This is a genomic window from Rhizobium etli 8C-3 (genome assembly GCF_001908375.1).
Taxonomy (GTDB): domain Bacteria; phylum Pseudomonadota; class Alphaproteobacteria; order Rhizobiales; family Rhizobiaceae; genus Rhizobium; species Rhizobium etli_B.
In genome coordinates this window covers 28,223-54,643 of the sequence record NZ_CP017242.1, presented here as the reverse complement: position 1 = coordinate 54,643, position 26,421 = coordinate 28,223, and the positions used below count along the sequence as shown (strand labels likewise).

General features: G+C 62.5%; 12 protein-coding genes. All 12 read left to right on the top strand.

Annotated features, from left to right (window positions below):
* Positions 1–635: 635 nt before the first annotated feature.
* Positions 636–2,018 (top strand): lysine N(6)-hydroxylase/L-ornithine N(5)-oxygenase family protein, encoded by a 1,383-nt coding sequence (locus AM571_RS20715; RefSeq protein WP_074063421.1) that lies wholly within the window; start codon positions 636–638, stop codon positions 2,016–2,018.
* Positions 2,018–2,263 (top strand): MbtH family protein, encoded by a 246-nt coding sequence (locus AM571_RS20710; RefSeq protein ID WP_074063420.1) that lies wholly within the window; start codon positions 2,018–2,020, stop codon positions 2,261–2,263. The genes AM571_RS20715 and AM571_RS20710 overlap by 1 nt, the downstream gene beginning before the upstream one ends.
* Positions 2,264–2,278: 15 nt before the next feature.
* A complete protein-coding gene (locus tag AM571_RS20705) occupies positions 2,279–3,682 on the top strand; it encodes a salicylate synthase (RefSeq protein ID WP_074063419.1) in 1,404 nt (467 codons plus the stop codon).
* Positions 3,679–4,545 carry an alpha/beta fold hydrolase gene (locus AM571_RS20700; RefSeq protein WP_074063418.1) on the top strand — a complete coding sequence of 289 codons (867 nt, stop codon included), beginning with the start codon at positions 3,679–3,681 and terminating at the stop codon, positions 4,543–4,545. The genes AM571_RS20705 and AM571_RS20700 overlap by 4 nt, the downstream gene beginning before the upstream one ends.
* Entirely contained in the window at positions 4,538–6,187 is a 1,650-nt protein-coding gene (locus tag AM571_RS20695) for a (2,3-dihydroxybenzoyl)adenylate synthase (protein ID WP_074063417.1), read from the top strand. The genes AM571_RS20700 and AM571_RS20695 overlap by 8 nt, the downstream gene beginning before the upstream one ends.
* A gap of 302 nt (positions 6,188–6,489) precedes the next feature.
* Complete coding sequence (locus AM571_RS20690) at positions 6,490–7,554, top strand: isochorismate synthase (protein WP_196776350.1); 1,065 nt, start codon at positions 6,490–6,492, stop codon at positions 7,552–7,554.
* Between the two features lie 419 nt (positions 7,555–7,973).
* A complete protein-coding gene (locus AM571_RS20685) occupies positions 7,974–9,566 on the top strand; it encodes an amino acid adenylation domain-containing protein (RefSeq protein ID WP_074063415.1) in 1,593 nt (530 codons plus the stop codon).
* Positions 9,567–9,585: 19 nt separating this feature from the next.
* On the top strand, positions 9,586–12,069 hold the full coding sequence (locus AM571_RS20680) for a condensation domain-containing protein (RefSeq protein WP_074063414.1): 2,484 nt from the start codon (positions 9,586–9,588) through the stop codon (positions 12,067–12,069).
* Positions 12,066–13,427 (top strand): condensation domain-containing protein, encoded by a 1,362-nt coding sequence (locus tag AM571_RS20675; RefSeq protein ID WP_074063413.1) that lies wholly within the window; start codon positions 12,066–12,068, stop codon positions 13,425–13,427. The genes AM571_RS20680 and AM571_RS20675 overlap by 4 nt, the downstream gene beginning before the upstream one ends.
* 5 nt (positions 13,428–13,432) lie before the next feature.
* A complete protein-coding gene (locus AM571_RS20670) occupies positions 13,433–17,641 on the top strand; it encodes a non-ribosomal peptide synthetase (protein WP_081377158.1) in 4,209 nt (1,402 codons plus the stop codon).
* Positions 17,634–19,115 (top strand): hypothetical protein, encoded by a 1,482-nt coding sequence (locus tag AM571_RS20665; protein ID WP_074063411.1) that lies wholly within the window; start codon positions 17,634–17,636, stop codon positions 19,113–19,115. Before AM571_RS20670 ends, AM571_RS20665 begins: the two co-directional genes overlap by 8 nt.
* 142 nt (positions 19,116–19,257) lie before the next feature.
* Complete coding sequence (locus AM571_RS20660; protein ID WP_074063410.1) at positions 19,258–26,406, top strand: non-ribosomal peptide synthetase; 7,149 nt, start codon at positions 19,258–19,260, stop codon at positions 26,404–26,406.
* Positions 26,407–26,421 lie beyond the last annotated feature (15 nt).

The window sequence follows — 26,421 nt, the reverse complement described above, 5'->3', positions numbered from 1 at the left end:
GCATTGCGCGGCTGCTGGCACCGAGCTCAATGGGCGACAGGTAATTGCCGGGCGCCTTCCTGGCGCCTTGGAGGGAATCGAACATCTATCCCTTCGATCAGTTTAAGCCGAAAGAGTGCCAGGTTTTTGATTTGATCACATGAGAGAGGCGGCATTCTCCCCGCTGGCTTAGCTCGGTATCTTTCCGGGTCGTCGATGCGCGCCACATAATCCGCGCAGGATGCGGATGGTCTCGCCCACTCGTAGATAGGTCGGTAGATAAGCTGTCCTCGCGACAACCAGTTCAAGGGCACCCTCAGTCCGATAAGGTTTGCCGATTTCAACGTAATCCGCCGCGATAGCTGCGCCACCTTCTCGGTCTCAATACGCCAAGAATGTGCGATGGGATCAGTCAGCAAGAAAATATGATTAAAAGAGTCAACAAAGACTAGACGGGACCGTCCCGTTTGATTATAAGGCCTGCCGAGATCTCATTATTGCCTATCGACAGTCAACGCGACGACGGAAGGCCGCTAGGCCTTTTACACAACGACATCGTCGCCTCCCATCCTCGTGCTGGGAGTTTCTCCGAACTTTGCGTCGGCAACGCTGGCGCAGGCCAAAAAGTTATTTCAGAGGCATCAGAGAGGCTACATATGCCGACGACACAGAAGCGCGTCGAAACCGATCATCTGACGGGTCGAGCACCTCATGAGACCATGCCGAATGAGGTTGACATTCTCGGAATCGGCTTCGGGCCTACGAACCTAAGCCTTGCGATCGCCGTCGAAGAATGCAACCAGATCCAGCCGCGAGAGCAGAAGCTGACGTCGCTATTCCTTGAAGCGAAGCAGGAGTTTAGCTGGCATAGCGGAATGCTCCTGCCGAATTCGACGATGCAGATCAGTTTTCTCAAGGATCTCGTTTCCCTGAGGACCCCTACAAGCCCCTACACGTTCGTGAACTATCTCCACGAAAAGCAGAGGCTTTCCGATTTCATCAATCTCAAGACCTTTTTTCCGTCGCGCAAGGAGTTCCACGATTACCTCCTTTGGGCCGCCAAACGCATATCGATACCCGTTTCTTACGGCGTTGCGGCCAAGCACATCGAATGGCGCGCCGGTCGTTTCGCGGTCAGGACGGCCCGCAGCATTGGGGCGGATGCATCGATAGAGACGGTCTTTGCGCGCAATATCGTGCTCGGCATGGGATACCGGCCTGTCATGCCCGAGGGCGTGGTGGCCAGCGCGCGCATATTCCATAACCACAATCTCCTTTCGAGCCTCAAGACGCTGCCATCCCGTCCGAACATGCAGTTTCTCGTCGTCGGAGCGGGACAAAGCGCCGCTGAAGTTGTGGCATACCTGCATGAGACCTACGGCGATGCTGAAGTTCATGCATCTCTTAGACGTTTCGGCTACTCGCCGTCCGACGATACTCCCTATGTCAACCGCATCTTCGACCCCGCATCCGTGGACGAGTTTTATACGGCGCCTCCCGCGCTCAAGAAACAACTGCTCACGTACCACTGGCCGACCAACTACTCGGCTGTCGATGCGGATCTGATCAATGATCTTTATCGCCGAGAGTATGATGAAACGATCGGCGGCGCGCGACGCCTGCATGTGCATCGCACGACCGAAGTCGAACAGATCGACGAGGACAGCGACGGCGTCGCCGTCACGCTTCGCGACATCGGCGACCGACATAGCAGGCGATTGAAAGTCGATGCGATCGTCTTTGCCACCGGCTTTCAACCCTTTGATCTAAGAAATCTGCTCGGATCGGGTATTGATACGGAAAACGCCTTTGATGGATGCCTGCCCATCGTCAATCGAAACTACTCGTTGGATCTTCCGGGCCTATCGGGCCGCATCTATCTGAATGGCGGCGTGCAGCACAGCCATGGATTGACCTCGTCGTTGCTGTCCAATGTCGCGATCCGATCTGCCGATATTCTCGAGGCCATCACCACCGATGCCCAATGCGACGCCTACGAACAATCGCAAGCCAAACGCGTCAACCTAGGAGCGCTTTAATGACTGTAAATCCGTTCGATGACGTAAACGGCGTTTTCTATGCTCTGGTCAATGACGAGGAAGAATATTCGCTGTGGCCGACATTCAAGAGCGTTCCCGAGGGTTGGAGCGTCGCCTATGGCGCGCCCGACGGCGCGCCGCGCCAGCAGGTGCTCGACTGGATTGACGGGACGTGGACGGATATGAGGCCCAAATCCCTGCGCGGCCAGCCGACCGCTCACACATCGGGTTCCAGCAATATATAGAAGGGAAAGGTCGATATGACCGTGTTCACCTCTGGCATAGCCCAATCCAACGCAGCTTATGTAGTGCCACTGGCCGTCGACGCCGTCACGGCAGCCGCTTCGCTCGCTTCGGCGGTGGAAGGGGACGCTCTGACTTCGCCGCAACCGGCAAAAAATCGTGCTGGCGCGGAGCCCTATATTCTCTACGAAAAGGCCGGAGAAATCTCGTTTGCGGCAGGCTCTATGATGGAGATCCGGCTCGATCGAGCCGGCCTGCAACTGACAACGCCCACAGGCTCGCGGCGCGAGCCACTGACCGATCGGCCGCTTCGTCAGGTTCAGGCGATGCTGGCAAGCGTCCTTTCGATCCAAAAGGGTTCGCAGCCGCGTGTCTTCGGATGGGCCGCATTCGAGCTCTCCTACCTGCTGCAGGGGCTGCCGATCGCCGATGATGTCGGAACATTGCTGTACCTGTTCGTGCCGCAGCACGAAGCGCGGATCCGGTCCGGTGAAGCGGACCTCCGCGTCTCTGATCCGCAGGTCGCCGAACTTTGGCTGACGGCGCTGCGCAATGCCGAGCCAAATGACCCCTCGGAGCGAATCCATGTCGATGAAGTTAGCGACGCCACCGGCTATGTCGATGCGGCCCGTGAAGCCATCAAGGCGATCGACGGCAGCAAGCTTCGCAAGATAATCCTTTCCCGCTCCGTCTTCCTGGCTGAAGAGGTCGATTTGGTCGCGAGCTATCGGACGCTCCGCCGCAATAACACGCCGGTACGGTCCTTCCTGTTGCGGCTTGGCGGGATTGCCGCCGCCGGCGTGAGCCCGGGAGCGATAATCGAGGTGTCAGCGACCGGCGCCGTCGTCACCCAGCCGCTTGCCGGTACGCGAGCCTATACGGGTCAGCCGGAACTCGACGCTTCGCTTCGCGACGAACTCCTCAGCGATCCGAAGGAGATCTATGAGCACGCCTTGTCCGTAAAGCTGGCACAGGACGAAATTGCCGCGGTCAGCCAGCCGGGAACCGTATTCGTCGAAGATTTTATGCATGTCGTTTCCAGAGGCAGTGTCCAGCATCTTGCCTCGCGTGTGCGCGGTCAGCTTCGATCGGACGCCAGTTGCTGGGATGCGCTCGGCAGCGTCTTTCCGGCTGTCACTGCTTCGGGGATTCCCAAGCGCGATGCATGCAGGGAGATCAGCCTTCGCGAGCAATCCGCCCGCGGCCTCTACAGCGGGGCGGTCCTGGCCATCGACGGCAGCGGCCAATTCGACGCCGCCCTCGTTCTTCGCTCCGTCTATCAGGTAGAAGGGGCAACCTGGCTTCGTGCCGGTGCGGGTCTCATCTCGCAGTCCAATGCCGAACGCGAGCTGGAGGAAACGCGCGAGAAAATGCGCAGCGTCAGCCGCTTCCTCGTGCCGAGATCAGGGAGCACGGCGTGATTACAGCTCAAATCAACGGCATTCGCATCGCCTACGAGGACACCGGCGGTCCGGGCCACACGGTCCTACTGGTGATGGGCACGGGAAGCCCCGCTCGCGTCTGGGAAGTACATCAGGTGCCGGCACTGAAGGCCGCAGGATTCCGGGTCGTTTCCATGAACAACCGGGGCATTCCGCCGAGCGATGAATGCCCGCACGGATTTACGATGGACGACATGGTCAACGATGTCGTCGGGCTGATCGAGCATCTCGGTTGCGACAACGTCTCTCTCGTAGGTACCTCGCTCGGCGCCAGGATCGTTGTCGAGGCGGCGCTTGCAAGACCCGATCTTCTTTCCCGAGTCATCGCCCTTGCCGCCCATGCCCGCTTGGAGCCATTGCAGCAGGCAATGACGCGCGGCGAGATCGAGCTTGCCGAGCAAGCCTGCCCGCCGCCGGCCGACTATCGCGCCGCCGTCATGGCATTGCAGTATCTGTCGCCCGCCACGCTCCGCGATGAAGGACTGGCCCAGGACTGGCTCGATATGTTTGCATTCGACGACGGACGCATCAGCGCCGGCCACAAAGCTCAGTTGCAAATATCGCAGAGCCTCGGTGACCGCCGCCCCGCCTACCGGAACATCTCCATTCCGCTGTTGGTCGTCGGCTTTTCCGATGATGCGGCGATCCCGCCGCGATTGAGCCGCGAGGTCGCGGAGGTCGTGCCGGGTGCGGAGTACGTGGAAATCGCCGATGCAGGCCATTTCGGTTACCTGGAGAAACCGGCCGAGGTCAATCGCCTTATCATCAACTACCTCCGACGGTCGTTCGCTGCGACAGGCGCGATCGAAGTTCCAGAAGATATTAGGGTGCGACATGTCTGAAACGAATTTACGGACGTGGCCAGTCGAACTGGCCGAACGATACAGCGAACTTGGTTACTGGCGCGGGAAGGAACTGACGGCTCCCGTGCGGGAGCAGGCGCGCAGCAATCCCGACAAGGTCGCGCTCATCGATTCCGCCGGGCAGCGGCTTACCTATGCCGAACTCGACCGGATGGCGGACCGCGTGGCGTCGGCACTGCACGAATGGGGTTTGCGCCGCGGCGATCGTTTTATTCTTCAACTGCCCAACGTCATCGAGCTCGTGACCTTACTGCTCGGATCGATCAGGGCAGGTGTCATACCCGTCATGGTCCTTCCGACGCACCGCGAACAGGAGGTCAGCCATCTCGCCAGGGGCTCCGGAGCCGTCGCCTACGCGATCACGGACGTCGAAGCGAGCTACGATTTCCGATCGCTTGCGCGCCGCGTACGCGAGGCCGTGCCGACCTTGCGCAAGGTCGTCGTGGTCGGCGGTCCCGGCAACGATCCCAGCGCGACGAGCTATAGCGAGCTTGTCGGCATGGGAGGCGGCTCCGTCGAAATCGGCGACCTGGATCCGTCGTCCGTTGCGCTCTTCCTGCATTCCGGAGGAACCGGAGGGCTTCCCAAGCTCATTCCCCGAACCCACAACGACTATGAATATAATGCGCGGGCAAGCGCCGAGCTTTGTGGTTTCGACCAGTCCACCGTCTATCTTGCGAGCCTCTCGGCCGCCCATAACTTTCCCCTCGCCTGCCCGGGCATATTGGGAACCTTCATCGTCGGCGGCACCGTTGTGCTCGCGCGGGAGCCCAGTCCGGAATCCGTATTCGCCTTGATCGCAAGGCATAGGGTGACCGTGACGGCTGCCGTTCCGACCTTGGCGGCGCTTTGGCTCGAAGCGCGCGAATTCGACGACGCCGATCTCTCCAGCTTGCGTAACCTTCAGGTGGGGGGAGCAAAGCTTGCCCCATCCGTCGCCGTCCGGATCCACGGCTTCTTGGGCGTCCGCGTTCAGCAAGTCTTCGGAATGGCGGAAGGACTGCTGAACTTCACACGGGACGAGGATCCGACCGACCTGGTGGAGACGACGCAGGGCCGGCCGCTATCGCCGCACGACGAGATCAGGCTCGTGGACGAGATGGGGGAGGACGTGGCGGACGGGGAAGTCGGCGAGCTGTGGACACGTGGTCCCTACACGATCCGTGGCTACGTGGCGGCGCCCGAGGCCAATGAGCGGGCTTTCACCGCCGACGGTTTCTATCGGACCGGAGATCTCGTGCGCCGTCTTCCGACGGGTCACCTGATCGTCGAGGGCCGCGCCGGCGACCAGATCAACAGAGGCGCGGAAAAGTTCTCATCGGTTGAGATCGAGGAATATCTGCTCGATCATCCGGCCGTGCGAGAAATTGCCGTGATCGGCGTGCCCGATGCAAGCCTTGGCCAGGCGTCATGCGCCGTGGTGCGGCCGGTCGAAGCGCCGCCGAGCCTTCGCGATCTTAGGGATTTCCTGAGAAGCCGCGGTGTTGCGACCTACAAGTTTCCCGATCGAATTCGCATCGTCGACGAAATACCTCTCACCCGCTTCGGCAAGATCGACCGCAAGCGTCTCTTGGCTCAGTTCGGTCAGGAGGCCGCAACCGAGCCGGTGGCCGTGCAATAGCAGTGCGCCTAAAATAAGCGCCTGCGGTGCCGCACGCACCGCAGGCCAGCGACATACCCGGCACGAAGACGCTGCCGCGAACCAGGTTTCGACAGATGAGACAAGGGCTCAGTGCGCCAAAGCGGAGCGGCTTTGGCGACGGAGGACGATTGTCTCGCGCTGGCCCGGTCCGCTGCGGCATGTCTGCCGCCATACCAGACGCTTTTCAACGATGACTGCCTACCAGATGACTAGACGGAGATGGCTGTATGAATGCCCGGTTTGATTTGACGACTCCTGGATATCGGCTACGTGCTCGAGGTGTGGCGCAGAGAATAGATCCCGACCATTGGGACGGCGCGTCCGTCGCGGATGCCGTGGACGCGGCATTGGCTGCTGCGAATGGAAAGACGAGCGACGGCGCAAAGCGCATCGTCGTTGGCCTGGTCCCCTTCGATACGAGCAGGAAGGCGGTATTCTACGTCCCCGAGGAGGCTGAGTTCCATACGGATTATCCAGCGGCGTCGCTTCCGCGCGAGGAACGACGCAATGTCTTCGAAATCCACGGCGCAGATTCGCCCTCCTATCGAGAAAATGTTACGGAAGCGCTCAAACGCATCCAGTCCGGCGCCTTGGACAAGGTCGTGCTCGCCCGCAGCGTGACGGTCGATTTCAATTCTCCGATCGATATCGATGCGGTTTATGCGCGCTTATGCGCTCGAAACGGCAGCGCCTATGTCTACCGGGTGGATTTGCCGGATAGTCTCGAACAGAAGACATCCTCGGTGTTGCTCGGTGCAAGTCCGGAACTGGTCTTGAGTAGCGACAAGGGCAAGATTCGCAGCACGCCCCTGGCCGGCTCGACGCCGCGCGCGGCGAATGCGCTTGCGGACGAGGAAGTCGCCCGCGCTCTTTTGAATTCGAGGAAAGACCTGGCGGAGCATTCGATGGTCGTCAAGGCCGTTGGCGAGACGTTCCGTCAATTCGCCGACAAGGTCGACGTCCCCAGCACGCCTCAACTCGTTCAAACGCCGGTGATCTGGCATCTGGGAACCTATATCACCGGCATGCTGCGGGAGAATGTATCGCCCATAGCTCTTGCCTATGCTCTTCATCCGACACCGGCCGTCGGCGGCTGGCCGCAGGACGCGGCACGCAAGACGATTGCGGAACTGGAGGACTTCGATCGTGGGTTCTACGCCGGACTCATCGGCTGGATGGACGAGGACGGAAACGGCGAATGGGTGCTCACCTTGCGATGCGGCATCGTAAACGGAAGCAAGGCAACAGTCTTTGCAGGCGCTGGTATCGTTGCTGGCTCGGATCCTGAAAAAGAGCATACGGAGACGAGCACGAAGCTGCAAACCTTCATCAATGCATTGGGATAGGCGCAGGCTTCCGATCTTCCGGGGCGGTCCGGAAGCAAATGTTTCACGGACAACATGGACGATAGCGGCTTAAAATATGAAACTAATAGTCAACAATTACTAGACGGGACCGTCCCGTTTGATATAACCACGGCCAAGGTGGGGGCCAGCCTATTCGGTCGATAGCAGAGGGCCGAGCGGCCCTTCTGCCTCGAAACGTGATTTCGCTTTGCCGACTCCCGCCCCGCAGCTGGGAGCCGTTCCGAATGTCGCGTCGGTGACGCGGCATTTGCAACCAGTCATTCCAAGGCATCAGAGAGGCTAGCTATGCCGACGATACAGCAGCGCGTTGCATTCGCAGAATTCCAGAGGTCGAACGGCCACGGCAGGCAGGCCCAATATGCCAGGTCACGCCGCAATCAGGTTTGCGGGAGGTCGATGTGAACACTCTTCCAGATCGTTTCGCTCATTGCGCCGCCCTCTCGCCAGAAGTAATTGCCGTCACGGCCGCCGAACAATCCCTGAGTTATTCCGAGCTCGAAGCAAGAGCGAACCGGTTGGCGCGAAGGCTCATCGCAGCCGGCGCCGGCCCGGATCGCATCGTCGGCGTTTCCCTGCCGCGTTCGGCCGATCTGATCGTGGCGCTTCTGGCAGTGCTGAAGTCCGGCGCAGCCTATCTGCCCATCGATCCCACATACCCCGCCGCGCGTCTGGAATATCTTTTGTCGGACGCAAAGCCCGTGACGATCGTCAGCGCCCCCGGCGTAAAGATTCCCGACTGCGGCCTGCCCCGCATCGAGCTGACAGACGAGGAAAGCGGTGAGACGTGGGATGCTTCTGCGGTTGACGATACCGACCGTCTCTCCAGCCTGCATCCCGATCAGCCGGCTTATGTCATCTACACTTCCGGCTCCACGGGACGCCCGAAGGGAGTCGTCGTTTCGCATCGATGCGTCCTTACCCTTCTCGATGCCACGATACCGATCTTCCATCTGGATGCCGGCGACGTATGGACCGCGTTTCATTCCTATGCATTCGACTTCTCGGTATGGGAGATCTGGGCGCCGCTGCTGACCGGCGGGAGAACGGTCGTCGTTCCTCCGGAGGCCACATGGTCGAGCGAGGAACTTTTGCATCTTCTGGAAGCCGAGCGCGTCACGGTTCTCAACCAGACTCCTTCCTCATTCGCATCGCTTGAGCGTGCCGACGCCAACGGCGCGAAGGCGCTGAGCGATCTCAGGCTTGTGATATTCGGCGGCGAGGCATTGGATCCGGCGCGGCTGTCCGCCTGGTTTGCTCGCCGTCCGGCTCGTCCGCGCATGGTGAACATGTATGGGATCACCGAGACGACCGTGCACGTGACGGCGATCGATATCTTGCCGGAAATGAGCTTGGCCTCCAGCGAAAGCCCGATCGGCCAGCCCCTGCCCGGGTTCCGCAGTTATGTCTTCGACGATGCCTTGCAGCCTGTTGCCGACGGCCAGGTCGGAGAACTCTATCTGGGCGGCGCACAGGTCTCTCGCGGCTATCTCGGTCGTCCCGGGCTGACCGCCACGCGGTTTGTGGCCGATCCGAATGGCCATGACGGCCGGCTCTATCGGACCGGAGACCTCGTGCGGCGTCTCGGCGACAATCTCAACTTCATCGGCCGAGCCGATACCCAGCTTTCCCTGAGGGGTTTCCGCATCGAGCCCAACGAGGTCGAGGCGGCGTTGGATGCATATCAGGGCATCACGGCAAGCGCCGTCGCCGTCAAGCCTGACCCGGATGGAAACGATGGCGACGATTGCCTGGTTGCCTATGTCGTCGCTGCGGACGGAAGGCTTGATGAGCGAGGCCTGCGCGCCCATTTGACGCGCCTCCTGCCGGCGCATCTGGTCCCCAGCCACATCATGCTGCTGTCAGCGCTTCCTCTGACCCCCAATCGGAAGCTCGACCGAGCGGCGCTGACGCCGCCCTCCCCTCGAAAGACTGCCAAAGCGAACCTTCGCGAGGAGCTGCTACGGCGGCGTCTCGTCAATCGCCCCCAATGAACACCAGAGGAAACGACAGATGAACATTAGCAACGAGCGGTGGATACGTGATGCCGTTGTCGAAATTCTCGGCGAGGAACCCGCAACGATTTCCGACCGGGAAAACCTGTTTGAAGCGGGGCTGGATTCCGTAGGGCTGCTGCGTCTCGTCAACCGCCTGCGAAGGGGCGGGCTGCAAGTCAGCTTCGCGGATCTGGCGCGCGAACCGACGCTGGCGGCATGGGATAGATTGGTCGGCGGGGGAAAAACCGCCGACGCCGAGCCCGAGGCAACCCAAGCGGCGGACGCGGGGGATGCAAGGCAAGCCGATAGCGAACAGACCCAGCTCGGCGTGATGCAGCACGCTTATTGGGTCGGGCGAAGTGCGGGCCAGAGGCTTGGCGGCGTTGCGGCCCATCTCTATGCGGAGTTCGACCATGCGCCGACCGGCGCGGATCCGGCGATCGATCCCGATAAGCTCAGGTTTGCACTCGAGCGGCTGATTGAGCGTCATGAAACGCTGCGGACGCGCATCACCTCCGACGGCAAGCAGGAGGTGTTGCCGGCCGTTTCCGCGCCGCTCACCGTGCACGACATGCGCGGGCATTCCGCCGCCGCCGTGCAGGATCACCTGTCCACCATACGCGAGGTCTTTTCGCATCAGGCTCTCGATATCGACAATGGCGAAATGATGTCGGTTGCGCTCACGCTTCTGCCGGATGGCGCGACGCGCCTGCATATCGATGTCGACATGATCGCCGCCGACGCCGTCAGCTATCGCATTTTGCTTGCGGACTTCGCAACGGTCTACGCCTCGCCGTCGGAAAGCCTTCCGACGCTCGGACTGAATTATCGCGATTATCTTGCCGGGACCAAAGCCGGCGGACAGCAGAGCGCGCGCCTGGCCTCGCAAGCCTGGCAGCAGAGACTACACGCATTGCCGGGCGCGCCGGCCCTGCCGGAAGTGATCGAAGCGCTGCGTGACAATCCAACCCCGAAAGTCGCGCGCCGGCATCTCTGGTTGCCTCCCGAGCAAAAGCAGCGGCTCACCGACATTGCCCGCCAGAACGGCGTGACCGTGGCCATGACGGTGGCGACGGTGCTTTCGGAAGTCGTCGGGCACTGGAGCGCGACCGATCATTTCCTGCTCAACGTCCCGATGTTCAATCGCGCGGGCGATCATCCCGACTTCGATCGCATCGTCGGCGATTTCTCGAGCTCGGTGATGCTCGAGATCGACTTGCGCAAGCCGCTTGCATTCATCGACAGGGTCCGGGCGCTGCAGAACCGAATGCATAGCGATGCCGCCCATGCATCCTACACCGGCCTCGATGTGCTGCGCGATCTCACCCGGCAACGCGGCGAGACGGTCCTGGCGCCCGTCGTGTTCACAAGCGCATTGGGGCTTGGAGAGCTTTTCGCGCCGGCGGTGACTGCCGTCGTTGGCCGGCCGGTATGGGTCATTTCGCAAGGACCTCAGGTGCTTCTCGATGCACAGGTTACCGAGTTCGAAGGCGGACTTCTGGTCAACTGGGATACCCGTGAAGAAGCCCTGACGCCCGGCGTCGTCGACGAAATGTTCAAGCTGTTCGAACGGGCCTTGCGCCAAGTCATCGACGAGTCGGGAGCCTGGGATCGACCGTTGCAGGTTGCAAGTGCAAATCATCCCCGCCGCCGGTTCGGCGATCGCGATGTACGCGTTGTCGATCACCTCGGAAGGGACCGCCCCGATCACGTTGCGGGTCAATTGCTGTTTGCTGACGAAGAGTCGCAAGACCTCCGGCGATGGGGTCGCGCCGACGCAGATGGGCAAGTCAAGCTGCTCGGCGACGATAGCGAGCGCGTAAATGTCCATGGCGTCCCTGTATGGCCCGTCGAGGTAGAAGAAGCGGTGCGGTCCGATCGGCGCATACGTGATGTCGTCGTGCTGCGGCATGGCGAAAGCCTTGTTGCAGCGGTCGCATTCGAACGATCTGGGGAAGCAGACGGGGCGCCGACCGGCAAGGTATTCCGTGCCCAGCTTGCCAGGCAAATACCGTCTCATCTGCTGCCGAGCCAGATCATCGTTCTCGACGACCTGCCGCGGGATGCCGACGGAAAAGTGAAATCGGACGCCATAAGCCAACTGATCTCGGCCCATGCCGGGCGATCCGATTATGTTGCCCCCCGCACCGATCTCGAGCGTGTCATCGCAGGCGTCTGGGAGGAAATTCTCGGCCTTGAGGATGTCGGCGTGAACGAGGAGTTCATCGCGCTCGGCGGGGACTCGCTGCTGGCGGCAAGGGTGGTCTCAAGATTGCAGGAAGAGCTCGACACGAACGCAGTCACGCTGCGCGCGCTGTTTCGCTCGCCCACCATCGCCGAACTTGCCGAACAACTCCGCAAAGATGACGACCCTGCCAGATTGAACGAAGTTGCGGCCATCGTCCTTGAAATCCGCGCCATGTCCGATGAGGAAGTGGCAACCTATCTCGGCGAGGCGCCGCCCGTCGCTTCCTCGACGCAGGCGGGAACGGCGGCATGATCGCAGACCGTCAAACGCTGCTTCGGCAGCGGCTCGCATCGGCGGGGCTGGCAGGAGCGGCGAAAGCCGGAGGTATTCCCAGCCGTGCCGATGCTCAAAAGGCGCGCCTCTCCTTCGCCCAGCAGCATAGCTGGCTATACCAGCAAGCTTTTCCCAAGAGTGTCAGCAACAATCTCGGCCTCGTCATAACGTTCACCGGAACGGTGGACGAGAACGCGATAGCCTCGGCCGTCGACCGCATCGTGGAACGGCACGAAATTCTTCGGACCACCTATCACCGAGGGCCGGAGGGCACTGGTTTTCAGCGCATAAGACAATCCATGACGGTGCCGAAGTCCCTTGCCAGCATTTCCAGCCGGGAGGCCAGCGAGCTGGCGAAGGCCTCGTTGCGGATTCCGTTCGATCTCGAAACGGAGGCGCCGCTGAGGCTGCTGCTTTTTCGCACCGGCGCAGATGAGGTGATGTGCGCGCTCATCGTGCATCACATCATCTGGGACGGGGCCACCTTCGGTGTGCTCTCGAAAGAGCTGGAAAGAGCTTACGAGGCCTCGGCCCTTCCGGACCTCGGCGTCCAGTATGCGGACATCGCCGAATGGCAACGGGACCGGCAAACGCAGAGCCTTGCCGAGGATATGGAATACTGGACGCGGCGTCTGGCCGCTCCCCGCCCGGCGAAAACGCTGGCGGTTGATCCCGGGCTCGCTGCGGTCGATCTGGAATCGGCTGGCCGCGTGGACTATCGGCTCACCTCATCGCTTGAACTGACGCGGCTGGCCTCCAGGCACAAGGTGACGCCGTTCGTGGCTTTCCTGGCCTGCTGGGCCGCGGTGCTCGGGCAGAACGGCGCTAAGGAGGTGACGATCGGGACGACGGTCTTGACGCGAGACCATCCCGAGACGGAAAACCTCATCGGCAATTTCGCCAACCACATCGTGCTTCGCCTGCCCGTCGGCGCAGCACCCGCATCCGCAGCGCTGATCGCGGTCGCCGCCGAAGAATTCGATGCAGGCTTCGCCCATCGAAACCTGCCTTACGAAAGCCTCGCCGAGGCGCTTGGCGGGCACGAGATCAAGGCGCCGCCGGAACTATTCGATTCGCTCGTCGTCTTCATTCCCAGCGGAACGGAAGGTCCTCGCCTCCCCGGCGCCACGACAAAATGGCAGCGCCTTCACAACGAGGCGACACAATTTCCCCTCGTCCCCCTCGGACTGGAAATATTCGTACGCGGCCGCGGCGCGGAAACCACGATCGACATCGAAGCCACCTACGCCGGAAACGCATTTGACGGCGGAACGATCAGCGAACTGCTTTCGCGTCTAGACAATACCATCCACGATGCTGTCCACGAGGTCTGGTAAAATCCATGAATTCGCGAGTTGAACTTTTGCGGCGACGGCTTGGTGAGAACGGTGTGGCGCGAGCAGCCGTTCAAAGGCGTCCGAATATCGAGGCTGCGCCCCTGTCGGACGCGCAGAACAGGATGTGGCTGCACCAGAAACTGCATCCCGGCAGCGGCGCCTACAATGTCTGCATTCGCATCGATTTCGCAGGCGACCTCGATGAGTCGCGGCTGCTGGGAGCGCTGGCCGCGGTCGTGGATCGACATGAGATCCTTCGCACGACCTATCCGACCGGCGCAGACGGCCAACCATATCAGCACATTCACCCGCAGTTGCAGCCTCTCGTGCAGATCGTCGAAGATCGCGATCCCGAGCAGGTTGCGCAGGCGGCAGCTTGCGAGCCGTTCGATCTTGCATCCTCGGGGCCGCTGCGCGCGCATCTGGTCAAGGTCAATGCGACGCAATGGTCCTTGGTGTTGACCGTTCATCATATCGTATGGGACGGTGGATGCTTCGGTGTATTCAGCCGAGATCTCAGCGTTGCCTATCGCGGCGGCGCCGCAGAGCCGCTGTCGCTTCAATATGCCGACATAGCGGCGCACCAGAATCCGCCCGACGCCAGGTCCGCGGCAAATCTCGAGGCGCAGCTGGATTATTGGCGTCGGACGCTCACCCCGTTGCCGCCGGCCATCCCGCTGCCGACCACGCGTTCGCCAGGCCCCCGCATGAGCGAACGGGCAACGCGCCTGGATCGGATCATGCCGGCGGACTGCGCCACGGGCCTGCGAACCACCGCCGCCGCCTTGCGAACAACGCCTTTTGCAGTGTTCATCGCCGCATACGCGCTGCTGCTGAATCGCTGGACCGGTGCATCTGACATCGCGATCGGCACCATGGTTGCCAATCGGCACCTGCCGGGAAGCCGCGAGCTCATCGGCAATTTCGGAAACACGATATTGCTGCGCCTCAACGTGTCCGAGGGTTCGACATTCCGTGAGCTCGTGGCGCAGACGGCTCAGGTCGTTACCGAGGCCGTCAGCAATGGCGATGTCTCCTTCGAACGCGTGGTGGCGGACCTTGCTCCCCCGCGCGAAGCGGGTCATGGCTTCTTTACCGACACGCTCGGGCTATTTCTCGATCGCGATATCGGCGGACCGGACCTGCCTGATGTCGACGTTCGCTGGACCAATATTTTCAACGGCTCGTCGCCGTTTGCATTGACCTTCCAGGGCTTCCTCACCGGCGACGTTCTGGAGGTGGAAGCGACATTCCGCAACGAGCTTTTCGCGGCGGCCACCGTGCTCGACATGCTCGAACATCTCGAAACGATATTGCTTGCCGCGACCGCCAGTCCGGAAAAGCCATGCTCGGCCGTCAGCCGCTTGCCGGCGCGGCAGCATGACCGTCTTGTCGAGCTTTCTCGTGGGGCCGAGGTCGATCAAGGCACGAGTTCCGTTCTCGATCATTGGCGCCGGCAGGTGAAGAGCGGGCCGTCGCGCACTGCACTCGTCCATGGCCCGGATCGGTTCAGCGTCATCGAGATAGACGAACAGGCCAATCGGCTGGCCGCGCATCTCATCGAGCGCGGCATCGAGGCGCAGAAGGTCGTTGCGGTGGCCGCAAGCCGCGGGTTGATCACCATTGTCGCCCCCCTGGCGATCTGGAAATGCGGAGCGATTTACCTTCCGCTCGATCCTCGCCACCCCGAGGCGCGCCTGAAGAAGCTCGTTCGGGCAGCAAATGCAAAGCTCGTGATTTGCGATTTCGACCTTGCCGCGGACGACGTTCCCGTTGTCGCCGTCCAAGAATTCTTGGAAACAGGGCGCGGTCATGCCGTCGACCCCGGCTATCGTCCCCATCCTCTGGAAGCGGCCCATATCGGCTTCACATCAGGATCGACCGGCCAGCCGAAAGGCGTCGTCACCACGCACGGCTCGCTGGCGGCCCGCACGGTCTGGGTTTCGGACCATTGGCCCGGAGGCTCCGGCGGCGCCCGTCTTGCCAAGAGTGCGCCCACCGCGATCGACGCAACGGCCGAGATCTGCGAAGCCTTCGTTACCGGCGAACATCTCGTGCTGGCGACGGATAGCGAAGCGAGGGACGCGGCAGCGCTCGCCCGCCTTCTGCAGACACACGGCATCGGTCATTTCATGGCTGTGCCTGGCGTGATCGAGGCCGTTACGATCGCGGCACCCGCCGTTCTGTCCGGCAGGGACCGTGTTCTTTCCACCGGCGAACCTCTGCTTCCCGGCGTCGCGGCATCGATTTATCGAACGGCCAAAAGCGTTCCGCTGTACAATTCCTATGGATGCACCGAGACAACAGGAGATGTTACCGCCGGAAAAGTGAGCATGGCGGATGCCGAAAGCGGGGGCATGCCGATTGGCCGGCCGCTCCCCGGATCTCGCTGCTATGTGCTCGCCCCCGATCTCACGCTTTCACCCCCAGGCGCGCTCGGCGAACTCTATGTTGAGGGAGCGCAGCTCGCACGCGGCTATCTTGCGCAGCCTGGATTGACGGCGGCGCGGTTCGTCGCCAATCCCTTCCGCAAGAACGGCCGGCTGTACCGCACCGGAGATCTTGCCCGCTGGCGCGAAGACGAGCGGCTTGAGCTTGCCGGACGCGCCGACGATCAGGTGAACATACGCGGCCATAGGGTGGAGCCGGACGAAACCGTCGCAGAACTGTACGCCGCTCCCGACGTCAAGGAGGCGGCCGTGCTTCCGCGGCGCATCGGATCCACCATGGAACTCGTCGCTTACGTCTCCGGCGATGGCCTGCGGCCGGAGGACGGGCCACGCCTGCGCGCGCGGCTGGCGGATCGTTTGCCGGGGCCGCTTGTCCCGGCAGAGGTGATCGTGCTGCCATCTTTGCCGCGGCTCGGCGGGGGCAAAATCGATCGGCAGGCGCTACCGCAAGGCGCGGCCGCGCCGGCCGTGCCGTCCAGATCGCCGCGCAACGACCGCGAAGAACGCCTGACCCGCCTGCTGCAGGATCTTCTTGGCGGCAAACCCATCGGCATCGACGATAATTTCTTTGCGCTCGGCGGAGATTCGCTGACGGCGGTTTCCTTCGCGGCACGCGCCAATGCGGCAGGATTTGATTTTCCCGCCGCCGCGGTCTTCCAGTATCCGACCGTCGCACAGCTGGTCGAGCAGCTGCCGCCGCCGGCCGAGGAACAGGCTAAGCCCCTCTCCCTCCCGGTGCAGATTCATCGGCTCCGTCTTTCGGGTCTCCCGATACAGGAACTCATAGCCTGTGAGGCGCTTCGGAGCCTCCCGAAACCCGAGTGGTTGCGCGAAGCGCTCACCGAAGCCATATCGACGCATCCGGGGCTGAGGCAGACGATTGCTGTCAGAGGGCGGCTATGGCGCGCCGCGCAGCTGCCCGGGCCTGCGCGTCAAGCCAAGGTGATCGAGGTAGCGAGTTCAGACGCGGCCGAGATCATGGGCACTGCGCGATCGGCGATCGATATCGCTCTCGGCGATGTGATCGCCGGCATCGTCACGCCGGATGCATCTCTGCTCGTCGCGCATGCCGCCGTAATTGATGGCGTGTCTTTGGAGAAAATTGCCGAAGACGTCGACAGGGTTCTGTCGAGGGGAGATGTCCCGACGCCGCGCGTCGATGCCTTCGCAGGGCGCGACCAGGCAAAGGTCCATCCTTTGACGGCAGCTTCGATGCCCGATCCGTTCGATTGGCAGTCGATTTTCGACGCAGCACCGAAAACCCCATGGTGGATCGGACCTGAGGAAACCTTGTCGAAAGGCCCGGATATCAGGGTAAGAGCCGCCATACCAGGCGCCGACGAGGCGATCGTCACAAGGGCGCTGCTGTCTGCCGCCCGCGCCGTCTCCAAATGCGACTTTGTCGTTGCGGACGTCGAAGTCGAGCCCGCCGAGATCGGTCCGCTTCTTGCTGTGCCCGTCTCTACGCAAGTCGGCGGGCAGGCCGCGATCGGCGATGCGGCGTCCTATATTGCTTATCTCCATCTCCGCCGTCCGACAGCCGGGGGCCCGGGCCTTCTCGTCCGGCGGACCGTCACGCCGCGGCATTGGGCGGACGGCGGGCTGGTGCGGGGTGCGGATCGCCTGTACCGAATTGTCGCCTCCTGGCAGAAATTCGAGGACCGAACCGAACTGGAGGTCGCCGCCTGCGAAGCGGATGTGGCGCGGGAACTGCTGGACGCGTGGATGGCCGCGGTCTCCCGTCGGGATCCGACTGATGCATAGTCGCGAATTCGACACCCCGCTTGCAACGCACCTCGCGCAATTCACACGCAACGGGCGTTGCCACAATTTTCACGCGGTGCCTTGGCCGTCCGTCCTGGAGGCCACATCGTCGGAACTTGCGCAGCTCTATCGCGCGCTACTCGGGGCCGACCTTTCGCGGATCGATGCGAGCTGGTCGGGGAGCGCGGTGGATTCATTTTTTACGCCTCATGGACCTCTTGCCGACGCCCAGCGCAAGACCGCCCATGCGTTCGGCGCCGACGCTACGTTCTTCGGCACGAGCGGTACGACGACAAGCAACCAGATCGCACTGGAATCGCTCCGCTTTCCGGGCGCCGACGTGCTGATGGACTGCACAGCCCACCAGTCGTTGCTGTTTGCCGCCGAGGCGATGCGCGTCACGCCCACACCTCGTGCCGGAACGGTGGAAAATCCCTGCATCGACATCGAAGGGACCGCAAAGCTGCTTGCACAGCGGGCCGCCGAGGGGCGACCGTTCGATATCCTGGTTCTCGCTGCGACCGGCTACGATGGCCGAAAGCTGCGCCTCGATCGCGCTCTGCCGCTTCTGGCCGGATCATCTCCGACGACAGCGCTGGTTATCGATGAAGCCTGGTCGGCGCTGCACGCATTCGTCCCTTCGCTGGCCGGCTCGACAGCCCTTGCCGTGGCCTCCCGCCTGCCGTTGCGCGCGCCCGTTCTCGTCACGCATTCGGCGCACAAGACGATGGCCGCGCTCCGCCAGGGTTCGTATCTCCACGTCCTCGGCTCTTCCTCCGACATCGAGAGAATACGGCTGGCGCGGTATCGCATTCACACCACCTCTCCGTCATGGCCGATCCTGACCTCGCTCGATCTTGCGCGCGCGCATGCAGAGCGGTTCGGGGCAGCGGAATTTGCGCGGGCTGGCGCCCTCAGGAGGAAGCTCGACGCCATGCTTGGCGAAAACCCGGAGACCGCAGGCATGCTCGCGCCGCCGGCGCACGGTTCCTATTACGATGTCGATCCGCTGGTATTGTGCCTCCATGTCGGGCCGCGCTCGCGCGCCATCAGGGATTGGCTTCTTCGCGAACATCATGTGCTCGTTACGATCGCCGGCGATCATCTCGTCGTGCGTCTGCACTTCGGCGTTTCCGAAAATGACCTGAATGCGCTGGTGAACGCCCTGTCGCTGCTGGGATCGGGCTTGGGGCCGCCAGCGTCCGGCCCAAGGGCCGCCGGTCCGCAAGAGTTCGAGCCCGTCATCGGTTCGCATAGCCGCGAATACATCATTCCCTATCCGCCCGGCGTTCCGCTTGCCATGCCGGGAGAACTTTGGACGGATCGGCACGCCGTGGCGCTGGCGCAGGAAAGAGCCCGGGGCGCGGAGATCTACTGCCTCGCCGCAGGCGGCAGCACGCGACGCGCGACGAGTGCGGGCAGCGCAGCGCTCGGCCCCGTCCTCAATCCCAGCGCGGAGGTCGAGCCCATATGAATGCGCGGCCTTAACGACAATTCGCCGGCAATGATGATTTCAGTCCGCGCATACCGATGCGATGCGCGCCCGCAAAGACGACCAGCCGTATTTCGAGCGCCTCTGTTGACGGCGTTCATCGGGATAAAACAGGAGAAGAGAAATGACGTTTTCGGATCGTAAGCAACAGCTCTTGCTGCAACGGCTCGCCGGTGCCGGCCTCCTCCAGTCAGAGCAATCCGTTGCGAGCGACCGCCCGCGGCGCGAACAGCGCGACGGGCCCACGGTCCTTTCCTCGGCGCAGCGGCGCATGTGGTATCATTCCCAGCTTGCCGAAGGATCCGCGGCCTACAATTTCTGCCTGATCTTGCGGCCAAGCAAGGGCTCATCCTTTTCGGTCGCAGCCCTGACCGAAGCGCTGGAGCAGGTCGTGCGCAGGCACGAGATACTGCGTACGCGATACCGGGCCGGAACAGCCGGGACACCGGAGCAGATCGTCGAGCCGTATCTCGCTCCGCATGTGACGGAGATCGATCTGACGCTGGCCTTGAACCATCGATCAAAGACTCTCGAAGAGAAGTTGGATGACCTTGCATGCCAGGCGCGCGATACGCCTTTTGACCTGGAGACGGATACGCCCCTGCGCGCGCTGGTCGTTCGAAGCGGAGCCGCGGTGGTCGCCGTCATACTCGTCCTGCCCCATATCGCGGGCGATGGAGGATCTTTCGGAATCGTTCTCGCAGATCTGGAACGGGCCTATGGTCACGGCGCGAATCCGGATGCGTTGCAGCCTGCATCCAGCATCCGCTACACGGACTATGCCCTGTGGGAACGACGGCATCTGGGCGATCCCAAAGCTGCGGGGAGCCTGCATGCACGACAACTAGGTTTCTGGGAGACCCAGCTGGCTGGCCTGCCTGTGGAGATCGCTCTTCCGCTCGATCGGCCTCGTCCGGCCGCGCCGACCTTCTCGGGGAGCCAAATCAGGCAGTGGCTCGGAGAAGGACTGTCCTCGGCCTTGCGGCAAACGGCAAGGCAATACGGCGGCACGCCGCTCGTGGCGCTGCAATCCGCCGTCGCCGCCGCACTCGGGCGTGTCGGCGCCGGACAGGACATCCCCCTCGGAACTCCCGTCGATCTTCGGCATGACTCCACGCTCGACCAGCTCGTGGGCTTCTTCAGCAACACCGTGGTCGTGCGTGTCAACATTTCCGAGGATCCGGAATTTTCCACGTTGTTCCAGCGCGTCCGTGATACGGGCCTGAAGGCTCTCGACAACCGGGACGTGCCGTTTGAAAGCGTCGTCGAGCACATCAACCCGCCACGTGCGGCAGCGCGCAATCCGCTCTTCGGCGTCATGGTCACGGCCACGAGGCCATGGCCCGAGCTTCAGTTCGGCGATGCCGCCATGACTCTCGAGGAACCGCGCCAGACGCAGGCGAAGTTCGACCTGACCTTCGTCGTTCATGACGAGGGCACCGGCGGCAGGATAGGCGTATCTCTGCTGTATGCCTGCGACCTCTTCGACGAAGCCACGGCGCGGTATCTGCTCGAATTGGTGATCGGCATCCTCGGGCAGGCGGCTCATCATCCGCAACTGCGATTGTCTCAGCTGGCCGAATTCGGGCATAGCCGTTTGAGCGACGGCGCCTCGTCGCTGGCCGCGATCCTGGCGGAGCGACGCGCGGCATCGCCCGCGACGGCGCGCGCCATCCGGCTGGCAGACGGCGTTCACGAAGCCGATGTCGTGGCCGCCCTGGTCGGATTGCTGGATCGCCACGATGCGCTGCGTTTACGGCGCGATCCGGAAGGCGGACAGTGGCGCCTCGCCGACGCCGCAGACCTATGGGAGGCACCAATCTTGCGGGAACAGCCCGCAGGCCCCGAGGATTCGGAGCGCTTCGCTGCATGGCTTTCGGGCGGAGAAGCATCTGGACGCATTCTGGAGATGCGGGCTCCGGGTCGCTGGATCGACGACGAATCGTGGGGCGTGCTGCTCGCCGAACTCTCTCCCGTCCGGTCGGACGGTGGACGTGCCGCGCCGCTTGCGGCCGGATCATATGCCAACTGGTTGACGCGGACCGCCGAATTCGCGGCACAGGCGGACATGGTCGCCCATACCGAATCCTGGCTGGACATGCTGGAAAAAGCGGAGGATTGGGCGCCGGCCTACGGCCGTTCGGAAACCCCGTTCGCCTCGGCGGAGCGCAGCCTCGCGCTTCCCGACCTCGGCGGCCGGCCAAACCAGATGGCGCTGCGCACCGCCGCCGTCGCCGCCATTCTCTGGACGCAACGTCTCACGCCGTCGCCCCTTTTTCTCGCGATCGACGAAGCCGACCGGGACCGTTTCCCAAAAGGAGCGCTGGAGACCACGGTCGGATGGTGCAGACGGAGTTTTCCCATTCTCGTGGCCGCGCCGTCCGAGGGCGCGGCAGCGCCGCAGCCGACGCCACAGCTTGTCGAGAGCTTTACCAGCGCTGCCCATAAAGTGCTTGGCATCGACAATGCCGAAGGCGTGGCTGGCGACTTCGCCACGAGCTATTTCCTGGCGCAGGAGGTCAGCCCCGATGTCGCAGGCGCACTCGACGACACGCCTCGTCCTGATGTGACGCTCTCCATCGTCATGACGGATGAGGGTGACGGTCCGATGTCGCCGGCGCCGGCCGCGCACGTGGACGGAGAGCACTGGACGGTACGAATAGATCTGCGGCGCAACAAGGCATGCCTCGGCATTCGCGCTGCGCGCAGCGCAACGGAAATAGACGCCCTCATCGAGGCGTGGAGTGGTGTCTTTGCGGAATTCGCAGCCGCGGTCGCTCCCGCCGATGACGGCGAGCGGCGCGAAGAAGACATGCTTGCCGAACTTTCCCGTTGGGATCAGCGGCGTCTCGAGGAAACCTTCGGCCCGGTGCGTGAGGTGCTGCCGCTTTCGCCCCTCCAGGAAGGCTTGCACTTTCACAGCGTCGGCGCAGCTGAGGGCTTGAACGAGGTCTATATATCCCAAACCTCGCTGGACCTCTTTGGCGAGATTGACGCCGAGCGTCTCCATTGCGCGGTGAAAAGAGCGATCGAACTCACACCGACCGTCACGGCTGGTTTCGCCGAGATCGGCGGCAGGACGGCGCAGGTCGTGCCCGCCTATGCCGATGTCCCCTGGCGGTCGGAAAGGGCTGCGAGCGAGGAAGAGGCCAGGCTTATTGCCAATCAGGAATATGGAGCGCACTTCGATGCCGGCCGTCCGCCGTTGATACGGTTTGCACTCATTCGCCTGCCGGAAAGCGGGGCCGGCGTTCTCAATCGGCTTTTGTTGACGGCGCACCACATCCTGCTCGATGGCTGGTCGATCCGCTTGTTCTACCGCCTCGTGATCCAGCTCTATCTCGATCCTGCGGGCACCGCGGCTCCGCCTCCCTTCAGCCGCTATCTGCGGTGGTTCACGCAGCAAAACATGGCCGATGCCGAAGCGGTATGGCGTGACGTGCTCGCCGGCAGCGAATCGACGATCCTCTATCCGACAGCACGCGGCCTCGAGGCAAGCACGGAGCATAGCGACGAACACATGCTGTCGATCGGATCCGAAACGACTTCGGCACTTGCCGGGCTTGCGCGTTCGGCTTCGACGACGTTGAGCACGGTTCTCGAACTTGCCTGGGGCACGCTTCTCATGCGGCTGAGCGGTACTTCGAACGTGGTGTTCGGAAACGTCGTATCCGGCAGGCCGGCGGAAATCGAGGATGTCAACGAGATAATCGGCCTGTTGTTCAATACGGTTCCGGTCCGGGTGCAAGCGCGCGGCGAGGAATCGATAAAGGCGGCTCTCGGCGCCCTCCACGCACAAAAGGCGGTGTCCCTTCGGCATTCCCACGTCAATCTCACGCGCCTGCAGCAGATCGCGGGGCACAGCCCCCTGTTCGACACGCTCTTTTCGGTCCAGAATCTGCCGGCCTTCGATTTCCCCGATCAGGGCGAGATCCGCATCGGCAACGCCGGCGTCCGCGACGCGACGCACTATCCCCTCAGCATGTCCGTCACGCCGAAAGGTCACGCCATCGACCTGCGTCTGATGTTTCGCAGCGACGTGATCGCACCGGCACAGGCCGAAGCGCTCATCCAGGCCTATGCGTACATATTGAACAGTTTTGCCGCAGATGCGGATCTTCCCCTTATGGCCATGGATGCGCTGCCGCAGGCGAGCCTTCTGCTGCCGCAGCCCATCTCGGGCGAAGACATGGAGATCGGCTCTCTCTCGGTTGCGGATCTGCTCGTCAGACAGGCGAGAGCCACACCGGATGACAATGCCGTCACAGCCGGCGAAACCAAGCTCACCTTCGACGAGCTGGCGACGGCGGCGCATCGGCTCGCTCATCTCATCATCGCGCGCGGCGTCGAACCGGAGCATCGGGTCGCCTTGCTCCTGCCCCGCTCGGAACTGATGATCGTGGCGCTGTTCGGCGTCTTTGCCGCGCATGCCGCTTATGTTCCAATCGATCTGGAGACGCCCGCCAACCGAATTCGGTCGATGCTGGATCAGTCGCAGCCGACGGTCATCCTGAGCACCGGCACTCTGAAGGAACTTCTACCGCCCGAATACAAGACCGATCCGCGCGTGGTTCTGCTCGACGAGCCTGCTACGCAGAGCGAGCTTGCACGACACCCGAAAACCCTTCCGGAGACCAAGCGTCCAGCTGGCTTGAACCATTTGGCCTACATCATCTTCACATCGGGATCTTCTGGAGAACCGAAGGGCGTCGCCGTACCCTATCTCGGGCTCACCAACATGTTCATCAATCACAAGAAGGCCATTTTTGCGCCTGTTTTGGCTTCCCAGGGCGGGCGCAGGTTGAAGATCGCGCATACGACCTCATTCGCCTTCGACGCCTCCTGGGAACAACTTCTGTGGCTCCTGGCCGGACACGAGGTGTATGTAATCGACGATGAACTCCGACGGGATCCCGATCGCCTGCTGCCGCTGTTCGATCGGGAGGAAATCGACGCCTTTGACGTTACCCCGACCTATGGCGGGTATCTGGTCGAACACGGACTGCTCGAGCGAGATCGACCGCAGGGAAGAGGCGGAACCGGCGTGGTCTTCGTATCGCTTGGCGGCGAAGCAGTCGGTCAGGATCTGTGGACACGGCTGCGGGAAGCGCCCGGCGTCGGCGGCTATAACCTTTACGGCCCGACCGAATATACGATCAACGCCCTGGGCGCCGACCTTTCCGAGAACGCCGAGCCTACGGTCGGCCGGCCGATCGCCAACACGAACGCCTATATCCTCGGACCGGGTCTGCACCCATCGCCCGTGGGGGTCACTGGCGAACTCTATCTCGGCGGCGTGGGATTGGCCCGCGGCTATGTCGGACGCCCGACAACCACGGCGGAACGCTTCGTCGCCAATCCTTTCGGCAAGCCCGGCGAACGGATCTACCGAACCGGAGACCTGGCGCGCTGGCGGCCGGATGGAGGCATCGACTACCTCGGCCGCTCCGACAACCAGCTGAAAATTCGAGGCTATCGCATCGAGCCCGCCGAAATCGAGAACGCGCTCGTCGAGCAGACCGGCGTGAAACGCGCGGCAGTCGTCGGAAGGCCTGCCCAGGACGGCTCCATCCGCCTCGTGGCCTATGTCGTATGCGACGACCAATCGGCGGATGCGGAGAAGCTGCGGGAGCTGCTGCGGCTGCGACTTCCCTCCTATATGATTCCAGCCGCCATCGTATTTGTCGACGACCTGCCGAGAACCATCAATGGCAAACTCGACATCGCCGCGCTTCCAGACCCGGCGACGGCGGACATCAAGACGGTGGCGCCAATCAATGCGACCGAGCGGATCATTTGCGAGCTCTTCGCCACCGTACTTGAACGCCCGTCGATCGGTCGGTTCGACGACTTCTTCGAGAACGGCGGCCACTCCCTGCTCACGGTCAGGCTCGTCAGCCTGCTTCGCGAGGCCATTAGCCCTGGCATCAAGGTTCGGCAGATCTATGATCATCCGACGCCGGCTGCCCTTGCGATATCACTTGGGCAGGCCGACGAGACCGCCGATGCGCGGCCAGGTTCCGCCGACGGGGATCGCGACACGGACCTCATGCTCGCAGACCTGGTTCTGCCGCCGGATATTGCGCTCCCGGATCACGCTTCCGTTCCGCCTCGACCGGCTCTCGCCACCATCCGTTCCGTTCTGCTGACGGGCGCGGCCGGCTTCATCGGTTCCTTTGCGCTGGCCGAGCTGCTGCAAAACAGCGCGGCCGACATCTACTGCCTGGTGCGTGCGAAAGACGAAACCGCAGCGGCGGAGAGGGTCCGCAAGTCCCTGACATCGTATGGTTTGTGGGAGGATACCTTCCAACATCGGATTATCGGGCTTCCCGGCGATCTCTCGCAACCCCGCCTCGGTTTGACCGCTGAAAAATTCGCCGCCCTTGCCGACGAGGTCGACGTCATCGTCCATAACGGCGGCGCCACGAACGAATTCGACACCTATGCGCGCCTTGCGGCGATCAATGTCGGGGGAGCGAAGGAAGTATTGCGGCTGGCGGCGAGCGGCAACCGTGTCACGCCTGTCCATTTCGTGTCGACCGCATCGGTGGTCGCGCGGCGCGGTTCCAATCCCTCCATCATCAAGGAGGACACCCGCCTGACGATCCGCGAGGTCGAAGATACCGGCTACGTCCAAAGCAAATGGGTGGCCGAGGAACTGATGCACGCGGCCGCGGCAAGGGGCCTGCCCGTGACGATCCATCGTCCCGGCCGCGTCAGCGGACATAGTCAGACGGGAATCGGGAGCGCCAGTATCGGCTTCTGGCATTTCATCCGGTCGATGCTTCTGCTTCAGGCGGCACCGAGCCTCCGGTCGGACCGCTTGACCCTGGCGCCCGTCGACTATGTAGCGCAAGCACTGGTCGCGCTGATAGAACGCGGCGAACCGGGTGCGACCTATCATCTCTCCAATCGGATGCAGACGAGCATCCATGCGATCGTGGAGGCGGCGCAAAGAGCCGGGCATCATCTGAAGGTCATGCCGTTCGAGGCCTGGCGCGAGCGTCTGACAAGGGCAGCGGAGGAAAGAGCCAGACAGGGCGACGACTCCTTGTCCTCCATCCTGCTCCTGGCAGACCATCTCGACAAGTATGATGGCCTGGAGGTGGAATCGGCTCTCGGCCAGGACAGGGTGGAGACGGCGCTGGCCGGCTCGGGCATTTCACCGCCACCGGTAACGGATGCGGTGCTCGATCGCTATGTCGAGTATTTCATCAAGGTCGGCTTCTTCCCCGAAGCGGACGATCGGCGCGAATCGTCTGCCCGCATCTAGCCGGTCAAATTCGGA